Source organism: Nocardia sp. NPDC049935 (genome assembly GCF_055586645.1).
In genome coordinates this window covers 484,076-502,649 of the sequence record NZ_JBVJHV010000004.1, presented here as the reverse complement: position 1 = coordinate 502,649, position 18,574 = coordinate 484,076, and the positions used below count along the sequence as shown (strand labels likewise).

General features: G+C 68.5%; 16 protein-coding genes. 10 read left to right on the top strand and 6 right to left on the bottom strand.

The features are described from left to right. Positions 1-14 precede the first annotated feature (14 nt). Entirely contained in the window at positions 15-1,415 is a 1,401-nt protein-coding gene (locus tag ACZ6SF_RS19125; protein ID WP_466063474.1) for an amidase, read from the bottom strand. 137 nt (positions 1,416-1,552) lie between these two features. Continuing rightward, on the bottom strand, positions 1,553-1,780 hold the full coding sequence (locus ACZ6SF_RS19120; protein ID WP_466063473.1) for a hypothetical protein: 228 nt from the start codon (positions 1,778-1,780) through the stop codon (positions 1,553-1,555). Between the two features lie 154 nt (positions 1,781-1,934). On the opposite strand from ACZ6SF_RS19120, the gene ACZ6SF_RS19115 reads away from it, so the two are divergent. Both ACZ6SF_RS19115 and ilvA read left to right on the top strand, forming a co-directional pair. Continuing rightward, positions 1,935-2,369 (top strand): nitroreductase family deazaflavin-dependent oxidoreductase, encoded by a 435-nt coding sequence (locus tag ACZ6SF_RS19115; protein ID WP_466063472.1) that lies wholly within the window; start codon positions 1,935-1,937, stop codon positions 2,367-2,369. A gap of 97 nt (positions 2,370-2,466) precedes the next feature. Next, positions 2,467-3,822, top strand: a complete 1,356-nt coding sequence (gene ilvA / locus ACZ6SF_RS19110) for a threonine ammonia-lyase IlvA (RefSeq protein ID WP_466063471.1) — start codon at positions 2,467-2,469, stop codon at positions 3,820-3,822. A gap of 39 nt (positions 3,823-3,861) precedes the next feature. Here the strand turns inward: ilvA and ACZ6SF_RS19105 are convergent, their stop codons facing one another. Further along, positions 3,862-5,088: a serine hydrolase domain-containing protein gene (locus ACZ6SF_RS19105; RefSeq protein ID WP_466063470.1), complete on the bottom strand. Its 1,227-nt coding sequence runs from the start codon at positions 5,086-5,088 to the stop codon at positions 3,862-3,864. Positions 5,089-5,726: 638 nt separating this feature from the next. Here ACZ6SF_RS19105 and ACZ6SF_RS19100 point away from each other — a divergent pair. After that, positions 5,727-6,587 (top strand): helix-turn-helix domain-containing GNAT family N-acetyltransferase, encoded by an 861-nt coding sequence (locus ACZ6SF_RS19100; protein ID WP_466063469.1) that lies wholly within the window; start codon positions 5,727-5,729, stop codon positions 6,585-6,587. Positions 6,588-6,620: 33 nt separating this feature from the next. Here the strand turns inward: ACZ6SF_RS19100 and ACZ6SF_RS19095 are convergent, their stop codons facing one another. Further along, positions 6,621-7,172, bottom strand: coding sequence for a hypothetical protein (locus ACZ6SF_RS19095; protein WP_466063468.1), 552 nt, complete (start codon positions 7,170-7,172; stop codon positions 6,621-6,623). Between the two features lie 179 nt (positions 7,173-7,351). On the opposite strand from ACZ6SF_RS19095, the gene ACZ6SF_RS19090 reads away from it, so the two are divergent. The 5 genes from ACZ6SF_RS19090 to ACZ6SF_RS19070 all read left to right on the top strand — a co-directional run bounded on the left by ACZ6SF_RS19090 (position 7,352) and on the right by ACZ6SF_RS19070 (position 13,127). Further along, positions 7,352-8,626, top strand: coding sequence for a PucR family transcriptional regulator (locus tag ACZ6SF_RS19090; RefSeq protein ID WP_466063467.1), 1,275 nt, complete (start codon positions 7,352-7,354; stop codon positions 8,624-8,626). 246 nt (positions 8,627-8,872) lie between these two features. Beyond that, on the top strand, positions 8,873-9,910 hold the full coding sequence (locus ACZ6SF_RS19085; RefSeq protein ID WP_466063466.1) for a phosphotriesterase family protein: 1,038 nt from the start codon (positions 8,873-8,875) through the stop codon (positions 9,908-9,910). A gap of 124 nt (positions 9,911-10,034) precedes the next feature. Further along, complete coding sequence (locus tag ACZ6SF_RS19080) at positions 10,035-11,831, top strand: ABC transporter substrate-binding protein/permease (RefSeq protein ID WP_466063465.1); 1,797 nt, start codon at positions 10,035-10,037, stop codon at positions 11,829-11,831. 1 nt (position 11,832) lies between these two features. Continuing rightward, the gene (locus tag ACZ6SF_RS19075; protein ID WP_466063464.1) at positions 11,833-12,558 is read left to right on the top strand and encodes an amino acid ABC transporter ATP-binding protein; all 726 of its coding nucleotides are present in this window, start codon (positions 11,833-11,835) and stop codon (positions 12,556-12,558) included. Positions 12,559-12,623: 65 nt separating this feature from the next. After that, the gene (locus tag ACZ6SF_RS19070; protein WP_466063463.1) at positions 12,624-13,127 is read left to right on the top strand and encodes a PNPOx family protein; all 504 of its coding nucleotides are present in this window, start codon (positions 12,624-12,626) and stop codon (positions 13,125-13,127) included. 26 nt (positions 13,128-13,153) lie between these two features. Here the strand turns inward: ACZ6SF_RS19070 and ACZ6SF_RS19065 are convergent, their stop codons facing one another. Beyond that, positions 13,154-13,321 carry a DUF4236 domain-containing protein gene (locus ACZ6SF_RS19065; RefSeq protein WP_450001184.1) on the bottom strand — a complete coding sequence of 56 codons (168 nt, stop codon included), beginning with the start codon at positions 13,319-13,321 and terminating at the stop codon, positions 13,154-13,156. Positions 13,322-13,426: 105 nt separating this feature from the next. On the opposite strand from ACZ6SF_RS19065, the gene ACZ6SF_RS19060 reads away from it, so the two are divergent. Next, positions 13,427-14,044: a class I SAM-dependent methyltransferase gene (locus ACZ6SF_RS19060; protein WP_466063462.1), complete on the top strand. Its 618-nt coding sequence runs from the start codon at positions 13,427-13,429 to the stop codon at positions 14,042-14,044. Between the two features lie 28 nt (positions 14,045-14,072). On the opposite strand, the gene dnaE is transcribed toward ACZ6SF_RS19060, so the two are convergent. Further along, positions 14,073-17,624, bottom strand: a complete 3,552-nt coding sequence (dnaE, locus tag ACZ6SF_RS19055) for a DNA polymerase III subunit alpha (protein WP_466063461.1) — start codon at positions 17,622-17,624, stop codon at positions 14,073-14,075. A 281-nt stretch (positions 17,625-17,905) separates the two neighbouring features. Here dnaE and ACZ6SF_RS19050 point away from each other — a divergent pair, with 281 nt between their 5' ends. After that, a complete protein-coding gene (locus tag ACZ6SF_RS19050; RefSeq protein WP_466063460.1) occupies positions 17,906-18,355 on the top strand; it encodes a hypothetical protein in 450 nt (149 codons plus the stop codon). Positions 18,356-18,574: the final 219 nt, after the last annotated feature.

The following is an 18,574-nucleotide window of genomic DNA, read 5'->3' as shown; positions in this document are numbered from 1 at the left end:
CGGGCCGCGGCGCGTCAGGACGCGGTGATCCGCGGGAAGGGATTTGCCGATTCCAGCAGGAACGCCAGTTCCAGCAGGGTCCTCTCGTCCCCGTAGGCGCCGCTGAGCATGACGCCGATGGGCAGGCCCGAGTCGGTGAGACCGCCGGGCACCGCGATCGACGGCGAACCGGTGACATTGTTGACCGGGGTGTAGCCCACGAAATTCGTGACCCGCTCCAGCAGTTCGGGGAACGGAACGGCCGGGTTCAGGTAGCCGATCTCCGGGGTGGTGTGGGTGAGCACCGGCGAGAGGATCGCGTCGTAGCGGGTGAGGACGGCGTCGTATTCGGCCCTGGCCCTGTTCAGCCGGTAGAGGGCGCCCGGCGTGGAGAACAGGCGGCGGCGGAAGGAGGCCGCCAGCCCCTTGGTGAAGGGATCGAGCCGGGAGGCGTCGAAGGAACGGCCGTGCGCCAGTTTGCCGGTGCTCCCCGACATCTGCGCCAGGAACGCCCAGTACTGCAGGAAATCCTCGACCAGACTCGCCGCCACCGGGGTGGCGATCGGCTCGACGGTGTGCCCGGCCTTCTCCAGGGTCGCGGCGGTGGCGGTGACCGCCGCGGCGGTCGCGGTATCCGGCTGCAGCCCGTTGGCGGCAGTGGTGAGCAGGCCGATCCGCAGGGTCCGGTCCGACGGCCCCTCCACCGTCCCGATCGGCGGGAGTTTCGGATTGCGCCAGTAGCGTTCGGCCGCGGCGTGATAGGCCGCCTGATCCCGCACCGACCGGGTGAGCACACCTTCGGAGACGAGTTTGATCGGCAACTGCCGGGCCTGGGCGTTGTCGCGATGCCGGCCCCGGCTGGGCTTCAGCGATACCAGCCCGGCACAGGCGGCCGGGATCCGCAGCGAGCCGCCGCCGTCGTTGCCGTGCGCGACCGGGACCACTCCCGCCGCGACCATCGCGGCCGAACCGCCCGACGAACCGCCCACGGTGCGGCCGGTATCCCACGGGTTGCGGGTGGGTTCGCCGTGCTCGAACTCGGTGGTGGAGATGAAACCGAACTCCGGCAGCGTGGTCTTCCCCAACACGGTGATTCCGGTGCTCAGCAGCTGCGCGGTGAACCGGTCGTCGGCGGCCGCCGGATGCGGGGTGATCGCGGCGCTGCCGAAGCAACTGGGCATACCGGCGACGTCGGCGTTGTCCTTCACGAAGGCCGGGACCCCATACCAGACGCCGGTATCGGTGCCGGCGATTCGCGGCCGCGGGGGCCGGTAGGCGATGGCGTGCAGGCGGGGATCCACTTTCTCCGCCCGGGCGATCGCGGCATCGGCCAGTTCCGCGAGGCTCACCGCGCCGGTCCGGACCTGCTCGGCCAGCGCCACCGTGTCGTGGTCACCCAGCGCGTCGTCGGTGAAGGCGTGTACTCGATCGGACATGGTTGCGGCTCGCGTACCTCTTCGGGGCCCTGGATCTCGACCCGGAGCCGGTTGGACAGGTGATCAACTCGGCTCAGCCTAGTACGCCGTCCCGCCGCCGCGCCGCAATCGGCGGACCGTGCGTCCCCGTCCGCGCGTTACCGCGCGGCGCGCCACCGGCCCAGTGTCCACAGCAGCGCCGCCACCGCGGCACCGAGCAGGACCCCGGCCTGCGCGGAACCCACGATCACCGCCGGAACCAGGAAGACCAGCATCCCCACGCCCAGCGCCTCCAGCTTGTACAGCGGCCAGCGCGAACCCGCGATATCGACTCCCGGCGCGGCGGGGCCACCGGTCCGGAGTTCGACGGAATGCGATGCGGTCATGTATTGAGGCTACCCGTAGACCTCGACTTCGGTCCATCGAACTTTTGTCTTCCCGGACACATATCCCCCGGTCCGGCAGCGTCCGCGCTCTCGTGCGCACCGGCGCGGTACGACGCCGGGAACAACACGGCGCGGACCGGACGTTGCCCGTGACATGCCATTGACCGGAGAATACGCACCGTCCACATCCGACTGGGCCCGCGAGCAGGCCGAGAAGATCGAACAGTCCGGTGGTACCGAGGGAACCACCATCCAGGGTATGCCGGTGATCGTGCTGACCACCGTCGGCAACAAGACCGGAAAGCTCCGCAAAACCGCGCTCATGCGGGTCGAACACGAGGGCGAGTACGCGGTCGTCGCGTCACTGGGCGGCGCTCCGAAGCATCCCGTCTGGTACTACAACGTGATCGCGCAGCCCCATGTGGAACTCCAGGACGGCGCCGTCACCAAGGACTACACCGCGCGCGAGGTCTTCGGCGATGAGAAGGCCGCCTGGTGGGAGCGGGCGGTCGCGGCCTACCCGCCGTACGACGACTACCAGCTGAAGACCGATCGGCAGATCCCGGTCTTCGTCCTCACCCCGCGCTGACCCACCCGGCCTCGGGCACCGCCCGATCCCTTGCCCTGGGCAAAGAAATCCCAGTACAGGCCACCCGCCGCAGCGTTGAGGCGCGGCGGGTGGCAGCATGGAGCGGGTGTCCGATGTGCTCACTCACCTGCCAGAAGCCCGTCCCGCGTTGACCGCGGACGAGATCGACGCCGCAGCAAAACGCATCGCCGACATTATCGAGCCGACTCCGCTACAGCTATGCCCGCGCCTGTCCCAGCTGACCGGCGCGCGGGTCTACCTCAAGCGCGAAGACCTCACCGTGGTGCGCTCCTACAAATTACGCGGCGCCTACAACCTGGTGGTCCAGCTCAGCGAATCCGAGCGGGCGGCCGGAGTGGTCACCGCGAGCGCCGGCAACCACGCGCAGGGCGTGGCCTTCGCCTGCCGGGCGATGGGGATCACCGGCCGCATCTACGTTCCGACCACCACCCCCAAACAGAAACGCGACCGGATCCGGGTACACGGCGGTGAATTCGTCGAACTGATCGCGGTGGGCGAAACCTTCGACGCCGCCGCGGCGGCGGCCGCCGCCGATGTCCGGCGTACCGGGGCCACGATCGTCCCCCCGTTCGACGACACCCGCACCGCGGCCGGTCAGGGCACCATCGCCGCGGAGATCCTCGACCAGCTGGAAGCGCCGCCCGATCTGGTGATCGTCCCGGTGGGCGGCGGCGGCTGCCTCGCCGGAATCGGCACCTACCTGCGCGAACGCTCCGCTTCGACCGCCATCCTCGGCGTCGAGCCGGCCGGTGCCGCCTCGATGACGGCCGCGCTGGTCGCGGGTGCGCCGGTGACGCTGCCCGAGGTGGATCCGTTCGTCGACGGCGCCGCCGTACGCCGGATCGGGCAGATTCCCTTCGACGCGGTATCCGGATTCGGCGGGCGGGTGGTCTCCCACGGTTCGCTGCCGCTGCTCACCGCGACCGAATCCCCCACCGGCGCGGGCACGTTCCGGCTGCTGCGGGTCGACGAGGGCGCGGTCTGCACCGCCATGCTGGACCTGTACCAGAACGAGGGGATCATCGCCGAACCCGCGGGCGCGCTGGCGGTCACCGCACTGCTCGAGACCGCGCCGGAGCCCGGATCGACGGTGGTCTGCCTCATCTCCGGCGGGAACAACGACGTCTCCCGCTACGGCGAGGTGATCGAACGCTCGCTGGTGCACCAGGGGCTCAAACACTACTTCCTGGTGGACTTCCCGCAGGAGCCCGGCGCGCTGCGCCGATTCCTGGACGAGGTCCTGGGCCCCGACGACGACATCACCCTGTTCGAGTACGTCAAACGCAACAACCGGGAGACCGGGGCCGCGCTCGTCGGCATCGAACTGGGCGAACGGGCCGGGCTGGCCCCGCTGCTGGATCGGATCGACCGGTCGCCGATCCGTTGCGAGCGGCTGGAACCGGGTTCGCCCGCCTACCGCTATCTGACCTGAGTCCGCGCCGGGGCCGGGCGGCCGGGACGGCCGCCCGGTTCAGGCCGCGACCTCGCGGGGCGCGGTGCGGCGCTCGATCCGCCGGGCCGAACGGGCGCCGGCCATGACCAGCGGCAGCAACCAGGCGAACGCCGGCTGATCCACGGCCAGGGTCTCCAGCGACAGCCGGTTGTGCACGAATCCGATCGAGAGTCCGCTGTCGGGGTCCGCCCAGCCGAACGACCCACCCAGACCGATATGGCCGAAGGCCCGCGGTGCGCCGACGGTCGGCATGGAGTGGTAGCCGAGGTGCCAGAGCGGGCCCAGGTACATGAACAGGCCGGTATCCGGCCGGTAGCGTTCGATACGCCGGATGGCCTGGATCGCCGCGCCGGACAGATAGCGCTGCCCGCCGGCCAGCCCGCCGCACGCCAGCGGTTCGTACATGGCCGCCAGCCCGTTGGCGCTGCAGACACCGTTGCCCGCGGGCATCTCGGTATCCAGCACGGGCGGGTTCGGGCCGGTCAGGATGGCCTCGGCGCCGGGGATGAACAGCGAGCGGCTACCCACGCCGAGCGCGCCCGGGATGCCCTGCAGCAGGGCCACCAGCCGTGCGCCGCGCGGGGTGCCGGCGAAGGAGAATCCGGCGCCGAAGCTCTCGGCGGCCATGGTGACCGAGCCCGCCGGTGGGCGGCCGAGGTGGATACCCTCGATTCCGAGCGGGGCCGCGACCTCCTGCTGGAACAGTTCCTTCATGCTCGCCCCGGTCACCGCCCGGGTGAGTCCGGCGACCAGCCAGCCGAAGGTGATGGCGTGATAGGCGGGTACGCCGAGGAGCCGGTCGGGCGCGGCGGCGGCGAGCCGCTGCGCCATCAGTTCGTGGTCGAGCATCTCGGACCCGTGTACCGCCAGGCTCCCGACACCGGACAGTCCCGCCGAATGAGTGAGTATCTGCCGGACCGTGATGTTCCTCTTACCGTTGCTCCCGAACTCGGGCCAGTATTCGGCCACCGGAGCGTCGTAGTCGATCAGTCCGCGATCGGCGAGCCGGTGCACGACGGTGGAGGCGATACCTTTGGTCGCCGAGAAGACCATTGCCCCGGTATCCCGGGTCCACGGTTTTCCGGGAGCGGATTCCCCGACCCACAGGTCGAGGATCGGCTCCCCGTGCCGGTACACCGCCAACGCCGCGCCCACACCCTGGCGGCCACCATAGACCCTGGTGAGAGCGGAGGTCAGCCGCCGGAATTCTGGTCCGGCGGTGCCGGCACAAGCGACGCTGCTCATCCTTACACAGTAAGGTCATCCGATGGTTTCCTGCAATGCCGTCCCGGACGGTGGACGCCCGATACCGGGCGCTCACCGCGGCCGCGCGGCACCGGCGAGATCATCGGTGGCGACTCGCCGGTATACCCGAATGTGATTGTCCGGGACAGTCCCCCGCCCCGGCAACCACCGGGCACGCCCGTGTCACGCGTGACAGCGGCCGATCCGCGCGCACGGCTTCCGCTCCGGAAAATCTCCGGCAAGTGGTCCGGAATCCCCCACTGTGCGCCCACCGAATCTTCGGCACAGACGAAATTCGGCACCGGAAATATCGGCAATTCCGCGATTATCCGGCAGATGATCACCCTGGTTACGATCGGCCGGAATAATTCCTCCCGAACCGTCCGCCACGCACCGGTTCCACTCCGGAAACCATGAATATCATGACCGCGCGGGACACTGCATCGAACGCCATCGATGCAGCACCGAGCCCCGGAGCGCGAGGTGAAGTGTTCTTGTTTCGGTTGGGCGACGATAGCGTTACCACCGGGCCGCGAAAAGGTCGCGGAAAAGGAGCGGCGCACACCATCGACGGGGCTGGATAAACCCCTCGGCGGAAAATTTATTCTGCGGAATTCTCCCGTCGATATAGTGACCCCATGACCTCCTTGGAACCGCCGGTCGTGCGGGACCGGGAGCGCGGTGACGCGCTACCGGTCGCCGATGCGACCCTCTACGCCGGCTGGTTTTCCTGTCTGGCCGACCCCACCCGGGTCCGCCTGCTGCATCAGGTCGCCACGAGCCCGGCCGGAATCCATATCGGGGAGATCGCCGAGGCGCTCGGCGTCGGGCAGCCCACCGTCTCCCATCACGTCCGCAAGCTCACCGACGCCGGATTCGTCACCGTGCACAAAGAGGGCACGGCCACCCTCGTCACGGTGAACCCGCATCGGTGCACCGAACTCCCGCATACCGCCGACGCGGTGATGGGGATCCTCACCCCGCAACCGCCCTGCCCCGAGGACCTGCCCCACGATGTGACGGTCCGGGCCATGACCGCGGCCGACTGGACTCCGGTCCGCGGTATCTACGCCGCGCGCGGCACCGCCTATCCGGCGGTGTTCGCCGCCGACGCCCCCGAACCCGAGGCGCTCGACCGCCGCTGGCTCCCGAACCATCGCTGGGTCGCCGAGATCGACGGCCGGATCGCCGGCTGGGCCGTGCTCACGGCGGTCTCCGACGAGGATTTCTACCAGGATGTCGCCGACAGCTGCGTAATGGTCACCGAGGCCATGGAAGGCCGCGGCGCCGGGGCCGCGCTGCTGCGGCGACAGGTGCTGGCCGCCGAAGACGCCGGACTGCGGACCCTGCAGACCACCCTGTTCCCCGAGGACCGCGTCGCGATCTCACTGCACCACGCGGCGGGGTTCCGCACCGTCGGCATCCGGGAACGGATCGGCCGGTTCGAGGGCCGCTGGCGCGACGCCGTTCTGCTGGAACGTCGCAGCCCCCTGAACTGAGGTCGCGGGCCCCGCACCGATGCCGGCGCCCGGCTACGGGCCGGTGCGCACCGGTCGCAGGATCACCTTCAACCACAACGTCGACAGACCGCACAGCACACAGAGCAGCGCGACCACTGCGGTGAGCCAATCGGTGAACGACAGCCCGCGCAGCCCGTATTCACCGTATTCGGCGAGCGGATGCACACCGACCACCAGCATGGCCACGGTGCCGTACAGCGATACCAGCGAGGTGGGCACCCAGCGCAGCCACCGGAACGGCAGCACCGCCGAATCCGGGGCGGCGCCGGAGAAGATCAGTCCCACCCGTGACCAGGCCATCCCGTTGGGCACCAGGACGGCCAGGTCCAGCAGCAGCGCCACCAGTGCGACCGCCCACGCCCCGAACGGCAGCTCCGAGACCGGCCACCGCAGCGGCAGCAGCGCACCGATCGCGAGCCCCAGCGCGAGTATCAGTCCCACCCCGGCCAGCACCGACCAGACCACCGACCATTTCCACCGGGTCGCGGCGAGTTCGACCGTGCCGGCGCGTTCGGCCTGGGAGCACGCCTCGTACCATCCCGGAGCACCCGCGGAAATCTTCATGGAGCCGCCCGTACCGTGTCGTTCCTGCACCTGCGCCGCGCCCACCCGGTACATCGGCAGCCCGACTCTATCGGCCGGGCCACCGCGAGGCGACCCTGTTCGCCGCCGATGGCGCGGATACGCCCACGACATTCGGCGACGGCCGTCCTCGCACCGGCCCGGGAGGCCATGATGTCACTGTGGAACAGCTTTCCGGTCTACGCGCCGACGAGATCATCGAGCGGGTCGCGCACCGGTTCGCCGGCGAGCGCGCGGGGTTCATCGAGGCACTCTCGGCCCAGATGCGCGGCCGGGTTCCCGTGCTGGACCGTGATCCCCGGCTCCGTGAGTTGATGGAGGCCGGCACCGCGGACAATCTGACGGCCGCACTGGAATTCCTGGGCGGCGACGACGACGGTGACGGTGTGCGGGCTCCGGAGCGGGCGGTGGTGTACGCCCGCGCCCTCGCCCAGCACGACGTACCGGTATCGGCCATGATCGCCGCCTACCGGGTCGGCCAGGCCGGTTTCCTCGACGCCGCGATGCGTTACGCGGTCGAACTGGGTGGCACCGCCACCACCACGGTGATCGTCCGGATGGTGCACCGGACCTCCCTCTATATCGACCGGGTCTGTGAGCAGGTCACCGTCGCCTACGAACAGGAACGCGACCGCTGGGTGAGCAGCCGCGGCGGATTGCGCCAGCAGTGGGTGACCCGGCTGCTGGAGGGCACCGCCACCGATCTCACCGAAGCCGAACGGGTGCTGCACTATCCGCTCGCCGGATATCACCTCGCGGCACACGCCTGGACCGGCGCCGATCTCACCGCGGCCACGGCCGTGGCCGTACTCGACCGGTGCCGCACCGCGCTGGCCGGATCCTTCGGCCGGGTGCGGGCGACGCTGATGGTCCCGGTGGACGAACGCGAGGTCCGGCTGTGGTTCGCGGTGCCGGGCCCGGTCACCGTCGATGCCGCCGCCGTCCAACGGGTCCTCGACGGGCGGGACCTGCCGGTACGCGTAGCGGTCGGCGGGTGCGCCCCCGGCCTCGACGGTTTCCGGCGTGGCGTCCGGCAGGCCGAACGCGTGCGCCGCCTCGCTCTCGCCGGCGGCACCGGTAGCGGGAAGGCCCTCGCCTACGCCGATGTGGCGGCCACCGCGCTGCTCGCACGCGATCTCGAATCGCTGCGCGAATTCGTCGCCGAGACGCTCGGCGAACTCGCCGTGGACAACCAGCGCAATCACTGGCTGCGTGAGACCCTTCGGGTTTTCCTGGCGCACAACCACAGTTACGCCGCGGCCGCGCAGCAACTCGCCGTCCATCGCAACACCGTGCAGTACCGCGTCCGGCAGGCCACCGGCCTGCTCGGCGGCGGGCGGGAAGGCCACGACGCCGATCTGCACCTGCGTCTGGCGCTGCAGGCCACCCAGCGACTGGGCGCCGCGATCCTGCTTCCCGGCGAACCGGAGGGCTGATACCGGGCCCGCCGGATCCGGCTGTGCGCTGCGCACAAATGCCCACCGGCCTTTCATGCCGCCGGAATATTGCCCGCGCCGAGCCGGTAGCCCTAGAGTTGCGGGTATCCCGGAAACCGGCCGCCACCTGGGCGATCACCCGTTTCGGCGCCGTCACCGGGACTCGCCGGTCTCGCCGGAATCCACATCCCCCGCTGTCCACGCGCGTCCTCGCGTGCCCCCGACCCCGTTCAGGAGACGTTCGCTGTGTCCCCGATCAACACCGTCCTCGGCCCGGCGGATACCGCCGATCTCGGCACCACTCTCATGCACGAGCACGTTTTCGTGCTCAGTTCCGATGTGCACCAGAACTTTCCGTCGGAATGGGGTTCGGAGAGCGAGCGCGTCGACGACGCGGTCCGCCGGCTCACGGCCGCCTACGACGCCGGGGTACGCACCATCGTCGACCCCACCGTGATCGGACTGGGACGCTACATTCCCCGGATCGCCGAGATCGCGCGCCGGATCCCGCTGCGGTTGATCGTCGCCACCGGCCTCTACACCTACGACGATGTGCCCTTCTTCTTCCACTACCGGGGTCCGGCACTGGATCCGATGGTCGGGACCTCGGTCCCGGACCCGATGGTCGATATGTTCGTCGCCGATATCCGCGACGGGATCGCCGGCACCGGGGTCCGGGCGGGCATGCTCAAATGCGCGATCGACGCCCAGGGACTGACTCCCGGCGTCGAACGGGTGATGCGGGCGGTCGCCCGCGCCCATCACGAGACCGGTGTGCCGATCACCGTGCACACCCACCCCGATTCGGGGTCCGGGTTCGAGGTCAAACGCGTGCTGTGCACCGAGGAGGGCGTGGACCCGGGCCGGATCGTGCTGGGGCACAGCGGTGACACCACCGACCTGGACTACCTCATCACTCTCGCCGACGCCGGTTTCGTTCTGGGCATGGACCGGTTCGGCATCAACTTGGACACCACGTTCGAGGCCCGCGCCGATACGCTCATCGAAATGCTGCGCCGGGGGTACGCCGAGCGGATGGTGCTCTCCCAGGACTCCAGCTGCTATATCGACTGGATGGAACCCTCGCTGCGCGAGGCGGTGCTGCCGCAGTGGCACTACACGCATCTGTTCGACGATGTCTTTCCCTATGTGCTCGACCGGGGTATCGAACCGCAGCAGTTGCGGACCATGCTCGAGGACGTGCCGCGCGCCTTCTTCGAATCAGGCGCCACCGAGCCGGCGACGCCCGGGCCCGGGCGCGTGGCCGAATTCGGCTCGCACTGAGCGGAACCGGGGCACCACCGGACGAATCGCCTGTTCGCCGAGGCCGCGCGGGGTATACGCGGCACCGGGCGCACCCGGGACGGGGCCCCGGCCGCGGCGCGGTCGGGGGCTAGGGTTGTCGATCATGGCCGCTCTGCCCGCTCCGCGCGCCCGTGCGCTGCTCGCCGCGATACTGCTCGCCGTCGCCCTGCTGGCCACGGCGTGCGGTGGCGGCGGTGGCGGCGATACCGCCACCCGCGATCTGTGCGCGCCGCCGGGGCCCGAGGCGGCTTCTGCCGCGCCGGCGAATCTCACCGCCCCCGGCGCGGGATCCGAGGACCGCTTCACCACCGCGACGACCGTGCCGCTGGACTCGGTCGATATCTCCCGGCTCGGCCTGTTGCGGCCCGGCGTGCTGAGCGTCGGCACCCTCTCCGACGCTCCGCCCAGTATCTGTGTCGACTCGCGCGGCACCTTCACCGGCTTCGACAACGAACTCCTGCGCGCGGTGGCGGCGAAGCTCGGACTCCAGGTCGAATTCTCCGGTACCGAGTTCGCGGGCCTGCTGGCCCAGGTGGCCGGCGGGCGATTCGACGCGGGCTCCTCCAACATCACCACCACCGACGCCCGCCGGGAACTGGTCGGATTCACCAACGGCTACGACTTCGGCTACTTCTCGCTGGTCGTGAAGGACGGCAGCCCGGTCCGCGGTTTCGCCGACCTCGGCCCCGGATCGCGGGTGGCGGTGGTCCAGGGCACCGTGCAGGACGAGTACGTGGTCAACGAACTCGGCCTGGACCCGGTGAAATTCCCCGACTACAACACCGCCTACGCCAATGTGAAAACCGGTCAGGTCGACGCCTGGGTGGCGCCGTCGGCGCAGGCCGAGGGCGCCATCGCCCCCGGTGACGCCACCTCGGTGGTGGAGAACTCCTTCAGCCTCGACAACTTCGCCGCGTGGGCGGTCCCGAAGAACAACAAACCGCTCACCGACGCGCTCAACGCCGGTCTGGACGCCGTGATCGCCGACGGCACCTATGCCCGCCTCTACAGCGATTGGGTACCCCGCGAACTGCCGCCCGGCTGGAAACCCGGGTCCAAGGCCGCGCCCGCCCCGCAGCTCCCCGATTTCGCCGCGCTGGCCGCCGAGCGCGGCCCGGAGCAACGATCACAGCAGGCGCCGAAGTCGACCCTGGAGCAGCTGGGCGACACCTTCTTCGACTGGTCGCTGTATCGCCAGGCGTTCCCGGACCTGTTGCGGACCGGACTGCCGAATACGCTGATCCTCGCCCTGGTCTCCGGTGTATTGGGCACCGTCCTCGGCATGCTGCTGGCGGTGGCCGGAATCTCGCGCACCCGCTGGCTGCGCTGGCCCGCCCGGGTGTACACCGATATCTTCCGCGGCCTGCCCGCCGTGGTCATCATCCTGCTGATCGGCCTCGGAGTCGGGCCCGTGGTCGGCAACCTGACCGGCAACAATCCGTACTGGCTGGGCGCGGTCGCGCTGGCGCTGCTCGCCTCGGCCTATATCGGCGAGATCTTCCGGTCCGGTATCCAATCGGTGGAACCCGGCCAGCTCGAGGCGGCGCGGGCGATCGGCTTCGGCTACCGGCAGGCCATGACCCTGGTGGTGATCCCGCAGGGGGTGCGCCGGGTCCTGCCCGCGCTGATGAACCAGTTCATCGCCCTGATCAAGGACTCCTCCCTGATCTACTTCCTCGGCCTGCTCGCCACCCAGCGCGAACTGTTCGCGGTCGGACGCGATCTCAATGCCCAGACCGGCAATCTGTCCCCGCTGGTGGCGGCCGGTCTGATGTACCTACTGCTGACCATCCCCCTCACCCACCTGGTGAACTACATCGACCGGCGGATGCGCACCGGGCGTCCCGACCAGCCGGTCGACCCGGTCGAACAGGCCACGATCACGGAAGGCCGGGGATAACATGAGCGCCGCACTCACCGGGACCGGACTGCATCTCCGGCTGGGCAGCAACCAGGTGTTGCGCGGTGTGGACATCCACGTCGACGCCGGCAAGACCACCACCGTCATCGGGCCGTCGGGCTCCGGTAAATCGACCCTGCTGCGGGTGCTGAACCGGCTCCACGAACCCGATTCCGGCGATATCCTGCTCGACGGCGAATCGGTGCTCACCGAGAACCCCGACCGGCTGCGCCAGCGCATCGGCATGGTGTTCCAGCAGTTCAACCTGTTCCCGCACCGCACCGTAGCCGACAACATCGCGCTCGGGCCGCGGAAACTGCGCGGCCTGTCCAAGGACGAGTCCCGCGCACTGGCCCTGGAACAACTCGAGGTGGTCGGGCTCGCCGGTAAGGCCGATTCGCGGCCCGCGAACCTGTCCGGCGGGCAGCAGCAGCGGGTGGCGATCGCCCGGGCACTGGCCATGAAACCCGACATCATGTTCTTCGACGAGGCCACCTCGGCCCTCGACCCGGAACTGGTCAAGGGCGTGCTCGCCCTCATGTCCGAACTGGCCGCGGGCGGGATGTCGATGATCGTGGTGACCCACGAGATGGGGTTCGCCCGCAGCGTCTCCGACCATATCGTCTTCATGGACGCCGGAGTGGTGGTGGAATCGGGAGAACCGGGCGCGCTGTTCGACAACGCCGAAACTCCCCGATTGCGGAAATTCCTCGACCAGGTCCTCTGAGCGCGGCACCGGCCGCTCACCGCGCGTCGGTTCCGGTCGTCTCCACGGAGGCCGATACTGGTCTCATGAGCGACGACGCGAAAGCGCCCAACCCCTACGGCACGCCGACCACCGACGGGCCGCGCGCCCCGGGTCGCGCGCAGGGTTTCACCAACTCGATCGTCCGGACTCTGCTGCGGGTGCCCGGTGTGTCCAAAGTGGTGGGCAAACGCCTGATGACGCTACATGTGGTGGGCCGGAAATCGGGTCGCACCTATCAGATCCCGGTCGCCTACACCCCGCACGGTTCCGTGCTGCTGATCGGCACGGCCCTGCGCCCGTGGGTGAAGAACTTGACACCGGGCACACCGCTGACCGTCACCCGGGGCGCCGGGCCCGAGCGGTTCGACCCGCTCGTGCACCGGAGCGAAGACGAGGTGATGCGGTTGTTCGCGATCATCGCCCGCGACAACCGCACCAACGCCGGCTACAACGGAATCGGCTTCGATGCCGCGGGGGAACCCGAGCAGGCCGATCTCTACCAGACCTGGCAGCAGGACGGTGTGGTGATCGAACTACGACCGATCTGAGGCGGCAGTCGCGCCGCCGCGCGGGTTCAGCGCTGCCGCCAGCTCAGCGGACCGGGAAGATCGACGCTGTTCTTCTTGGTCCGGGAGTTCCACGACCACGGGCCGATCTTGATACTCCACGAGGACAGACCCGACTGGGTGAAGTTGAGCTTCAGCGGTCCGTAGGACTTGCGCTGACGGTACTTGATGGGCATGGCAACCTCCCTGACTCGATCAGAGGGTATCCAAATCGCGGGCCGTATAACCGATCCGTGTGTCGCCCATGGCTTTCGCCGGTCGGCAGTGCCAGAGTAGAGGTCGTGGGAATCTACCGCGATCGATTCGTCCCGCGACTGGTGAATACGGCCTGCGGGATGAAGGCCAACGAGCCACTGCGTGAGCGTGTCTGCTCCGGACTGTCGGGGCGGGTGGTCGAGCTCGGGTTCGGCTCGGGTCTCAACGTGCCGTTCTACCCGCCCGCCGTCACCTCGGTGAGCGCGGTGGAACCCGCCGATCTGGGCTGGAAGCTCGCCGCCCGCCGGCTCGCCGCGGCGACGGTGCCGGTGGAGCGCGCGGGCCTGGACGGGCAGTCGCTGCCGTTCCCGGACAACAGCTTCGACGCGGCCCTGTCGACCTGGACCATGTGCACGATCCCCGATATCGCCGCAGCGCTCGCCGAGGTCCGGCGGGTACTGGTACCGGGCGGCACCCTGCACTTCGTCGAACACGGACTGGCGCCGGACCCGAAGGTCCAGCGCTGGCAGCACCGGCTCGACCCGATCCAGCAGCGCATCGCCGGCGGCTGCCACCTGGACCGCAATATCCGCGCCCTGCTCGAATCCGCCGGTTTCGGCATCCGCGACCTGGAGGTTTTCAAGGGCGAGGTGGGCCCGGCCTTCATCGATACCCAATCACTGGGGGTCGCGGTCAGCCACTGAGGCCGAGCCGAAACCGAACCACTGCGGCTCAGCTCGCCAGGCAGCCCGGGCCCAGTAGCGCCTTCAGATCACCCATGAGGGCCGACGACGGTTCCACGCGCAGACTGTCGGCCAGTTTGAGCATCGTCGTCTTCTCCCGCGCGCCCACATGCCGCAGATGGACATCCGACGTACCGGGATGCCGGGACAGCACCCGCTTCAGTTCGCCGATCTTGTCGGGGGTGCACATCCGGGTGGAAATGGTCACCGCGAGCGGTTTGGCCACCCCGATGGCCGAGAGATCCGGAACGGCGAGATCGTTGGCGATGAGCGAGATCCGGTCGTCACGCATCGAGACCCGGGCCTTCACCAGGACGACCGCGTCCTCCACCACGTCCATCCCGTACACCGAATAGGCCTGCGGGAAGAACAGCACCTCGATACCGCCGGTGAGATCCTCGAGCTGGCAGGACGCCCACGCCAGGCCGTTCTTGTTGATCCGGCGGTTCACCGAGGCGAGGATACCGCCCACGGTGACCTGGGTGCCGTCCTTGATATCGCCTTCCAGAATGGTCGGGATCTGGGTGTCGGCCTGGGCCGCCAGCACATGGTCGACGCCGTTGAGCGGGTGACCGGAGACGTAGAGACCCAGCATTTCCCGTTCCAGGGCCAGCCGGTGCTTACTCTCCCATTCGTCGTCGGGCACCTTGACGTCGAATACCGAGGACACCGATTCACCGCTGTCGTCGTCCATACCGCCGAACAGATCGAACTGGCCGATGGCCTCGGCCTTCTTGGTGGACATCACCGCGTCGATGGCGTCGGAATGCACCAGCATGAGTCCCTTGCGGGGATGGCTCAGCGAATCGAAGGCGCCGGCCTTGATCAGCGATTCGGTGACCTTCTTGGTACAGGCCACCGTATCGATCTTGTTCAGATAATCCGAGAAATCCGTGAACTTCGATTTCTCGGTACGGGCGTTGATGATCGAATTGACCACGTTCTGGCCGACATTGCGCACCGCGCCCAGGCCGAATCGGATATCGGCGCCCACCGAGGCGAAGTTGGTCTCCGATTCGTTGACATCGGGCGGGAGCACCGTGATACCGAGTTTGCGGCAATCCGAGAGATAGATGGCGGCCTTGTCCTTGTCGTCGCCGACAGAGGTGAGCAGGCCCGCCATATATTCGGCCTTGTAGTTGGCCTTGAGATACGCGGTCCAGAACGACACCAGCCCGTAGCCGGCGGCGTGCGATTTGTTGAACGCGTAGCCGGCGAACGGGAGAATCGTGTCCCACAGCGCCTTGATCGCCGGTTTGGAGAAACCGTTGGACTGCATACCGGCCTCGAAACCCTCGAATTCGGCTTCGAGCACCTCGGCCTTCTTCTTACCCATCGCGCGGCGCAGGATATCGGCGCGGCCGAGCGAATAACCGGCGACCTTCTGCGCGATCTGCATGATCTGCTCCTGATACACGATCAGGCCGAAGGTATCGGCGAGGATCTCCTTCAGGGGTTCCTCGAGTTCGGGGTGGATCGGTTTGACCTGCTGGCGGCCGTTCTTGCGATCGGCGTAGTCGTTGTGGGCGTTCATGCCCATCGGGCCGGGCCGGTACAGCGCGAGCACCGCGACGATATCCTCGAAGCCGGTGGGCTGCATCCGGCGCAGCAGATCGCGCATGGCGCTGCCGTCGAGCTGGAACACTCCGAGAGTGTCGCCGCGGGAGAGCAATTCGTAGGTGGCCGGATCGTCGAGCGGCAGATTGTCCATATCGAGGTCGATACCGCGATTGGAGGAGATGTTGTCCAGCGCGTCACCGATGACGGTGAGGTTGCGCAGACCGAGGAAGTCCATCTTGAGCAGGCCGATGGCCTCACACGACGGATAGTCCCAGCCGGTGATGATGGCGCCGTCCTGCGCGCGCTTCCACAGCGGGATCGCTTCCATGAGCGGTTCGGAGGACATGATCACCGCGCAGGCGTGCACACCCGCGTTACGGATCAGGCCCTCGAGACCGCGGGCGGTCTCGTAGATCTTGGCGACATCGGGATTGTTGCCGATGAGTTCGCGGACCTCGGCCGCTTCCTTGTACCGCTCGTGCTCGGGGTCCATGATCCCGGACAGCGGAATATCCTTCGCCATGATCGGCGGCGGGAGGGCCTTGGAGATCTGGTCGGCGATGGCGAAGCCGGGCTGGCCGAACTGGACGCGCGCCGAATCCTTGATGGCGGCCTTGGTTTTGATGGTGCCGAAGGTGATGACCTGGGCGACCCGGTCGCTGCCCCAGCGGTCGGTCGCGTAGCGGACCATCTCACCGCGGCGGCGATCGTCGAAGTCGATATCGATATCGGGCATCGAGACGCGTTCGGGATTGAGGAACCGTTCGAACAGCAGCCCGTGCGGGATGGGGTCGATATTGGTGATCCCCATGGCGTAGGCCACCAGCGAACCGGCCGCGGAACCACGGCCCGGGCCGACCCGGATGCCGACCTCGCGGGCGTGGTTGATCAGATCGCCGACCACCAGGAAGTAGGCCGGGAAACCCATCTCGATGATGACGTCGAGCTCGAACTCCGCGCGTTCGACGTACTCGCGCGGCACCCCGGACGGGAAGCGCCGCTCCAGTCCGCGGTGGACCTCCTTGCGCAGCCAGCCGGACTGGTCCTCGCCCTCGGGAACCGGGAAGACCGGCATCCGGTCGCGGTGTTCCCACACCTCGGCATAGGACTGGACCCGCTCCCCGATCCAGACGGTGTTATCGCAGGCACCGGGCACCTCGGCGTCCCACAGCGCGCGCATCTCGTCGGCCGATTTCAGGTAGTAGCCGTCGCCGTCGAATTTGAAGCGGGTGGGATCGGAGAGGGTCTTACCGGTCTGGATACACAGCAGAGCCTCGTGGTTGCTCGCGTGTTCCTTGGTGACGTAGTGGCAGTCGTTGGTGGCCAGCGGCGGGATGTCCAGCGTCCGTCCGACCTCGAGCAGGCCTTCGCGCACCCGCTTCTCGATGGACAGACCGTGGTCCATCACCTCGAGGAAGAAATTGTCGCGGCCGAAGATCTCCTGCCATTTGGCGGCGGCCTCCAGCGCTTCCCGGTCGTGTCCCAGGCGCAGCCGCGTCTGGACCTCCCCCGACGGGCAGCCGGTGGTCGCGATGATGCCCTCGGCGTGGGCGGCGATGAGCTCCTCGTCCATCCGGGCCCATTTGCCTAGCTGGCCCTCGATACTGGCGAGGGAGGACAGTTTGAACAGATTCCGCAGGCCGGTGGCGTTCTCGGCGACCATGGTCATATGGGTGTAGGCGCCGGAGCCGGAGACGTCGTCGCTCTTCTGGCTCGGATCGCCCCACTGGATTCGCTTGTTGTCGAACCGCGAACCGGGGGCGACGTAGGCCTCGATACCGATGATCGGCTTGATACCGCTCTTCTTCGCCGAGTGGAAGAACTCGGCGGCGCCGTACATATTGCCGTGGTCGGTCATACCCACCGCGCTCATTCCGAGGCGTTCGGCCTCGGCGAACAGCGGGGATATCTTGGCTGCCCCGTCGAGCATGGAGTACTCGGTGTGGTTGTGCAGATGAACGAATCCGGACGAGGGGGCCAAGATCTGTCCTTCCTCCCAATGGCTCGGCGGGGGTTGGTGTAGCGAGTTTATGCGCACCCACCGACAGCTCCGGCGGCGGTTCGGCGTGCCCCGCGGGCCGGGCGTGTCGGCCGGGGCGTTCCGGTGCGCGCGCCCCGATTCGATCACCCGTGTCGCCCGGCACTGGTAGGGTCGGTCCGCGTCACGTACGAGGATGCGCCGCACCGCTTCTCCGCCGGAGACCCGCCGGCGCGTCCGACGATCGACCCGCACAGTGCCCGATCGACCCAGCGAGGTGAACGATGACAGCACGGACGGTGCTCGCTCTGCCGGCCGCCGCCGCGGCGGTGACGGTGGCGGCACTCACGGCCACATCGGCGCCGGCCGCCGCGACCGACGGCGGCGCGTTCGATACGGTCTACTCGCTCGCCGAGGGCCCCTGCGTCGCCCAGCTCGACGCCTCGGTCACTGGTGACGCCTATCCCGAACACGCCGCGTTCACGGTCTCGACCATCATGTTCGGTATCGGCTCGTGCAGCCTGCCGGTCACGCTGAACTGGCGCAATCTGGACACCGGGGCCACCGGAGCGGTCACCAAGACCGCGAACGGGCCCGGCCACTGGATGAACGACGGGCGTTCGGCCCTGTTCCGGCCCGGTATCGGCCGGTTCACCGCGACCGTCACCGTCGGCGCCGCCCATATCCCCGAGCCCGGCTCGGTGGACTTCACCGTCACCAAGTACCAGGGGTGAGTGCCGGCACTCCGCGATCCCCTCGATAACGGGCACGGCGCAGATCCGTTCGGCACGTGCCGCCCTCCTATCCGATCGGCCGCTCCGGCCCCGGCCCGCACCGGGTCGCCGGCCCGGGCCGGTTATCGCCTCCGGAGAAGGTTTCCCGCGGCAATGGCGGTTGCCGCGGGAAGCGTGAGACGATGACCGGCCCAGGCCGGCGAGCTGTTCGCGGGCGGG

Bases quoted from the DNA above. Each gene is read 5' to 3' on its own strand.
- ACZ6SF_RS19050 (WP_466063460.1), top strand. From the start codon at position 17,906: ATGACAGCACGGACGGTGCTCGCTCTGCCGGCCGCCGCCGCGGCGGTG.
- ACZ6SF_RS19125 (WP_466063474.1), bottom strand. From the start codon at position 1,415: ATGTCCGATCGAGTACACGCCTTCACCGACGACGCGCTGGGTGACCAC.
- ilvA (WP_466063471.1), top strand. From the start codon at position 2,467: ATGGAGCGGGTGTCCGATGTGCTCACTCACCTGCCAGAAGCCCGTCCC.
- ACZ6SF_RS19120 (WP_466063473.1), bottom strand. From the start codon at position 1,780: ATGACCGCATCGCATTCCGTCGAACTCCGGACCGGTGGCCCCGCCGCG.
- ACZ6SF_RS19095 (WP_466063468.1), bottom strand. From the start codon at position 7,172: ATGAAGATTTCCGCGGGTGCTCCGGGATGGTACGAGGCGTGCTCCCAG.
- ACZ6SF_RS19100 (WP_466063469.1), top strand. From the start codon at position 5,727: ATGACCTCCTTGGAACCGCCGGTCGTGCGGGACCGGGAGCGCGGTGAC.
- ACZ6SF_RS19105 (WP_466063470.1), bottom strand. From the start codon at position 5,088: ATGAGCAGCGTCGCTTGTGCCGGCACCGCCGGACCAGAATTCCGGCGG.
- ACZ6SF_RS19065 (WP_450001184.1), bottom strand. From the start codon at position 13,321: ATGCCCATCAAGTACCGTCAGCGCAAGTCCTACGGACCGCTGAAGCTC.
- ACZ6SF_RS19070 (WP_466063463.1), top strand. From the start codon at position 12,624: ATGAGCGACGACGCGAAAGCGCCCAACCCCTACGGCACGCCGACCACC.
- ACZ6SF_RS19080 (WP_466063465.1), top strand. From the start codon at position 10,035: ATGGCCGCTCTGCCCGCTCCGCGCGCCCGTGCGCTGCTCGCCGCGATA.
- ACZ6SF_RS19075 (WP_466063464.1), top strand. From the start codon at position 11,833: ATGAGCGCCGCACTCACCGGGACCGGACTGCATCTCCGGCTGGGCAGC.
- ACZ6SF_RS19115 (WP_466063472.1), top strand. From the start codon at position 1,935: ATGCCATTGACCGGAGAATACGCACCGTCCACATCCGACTGGGCCCGC.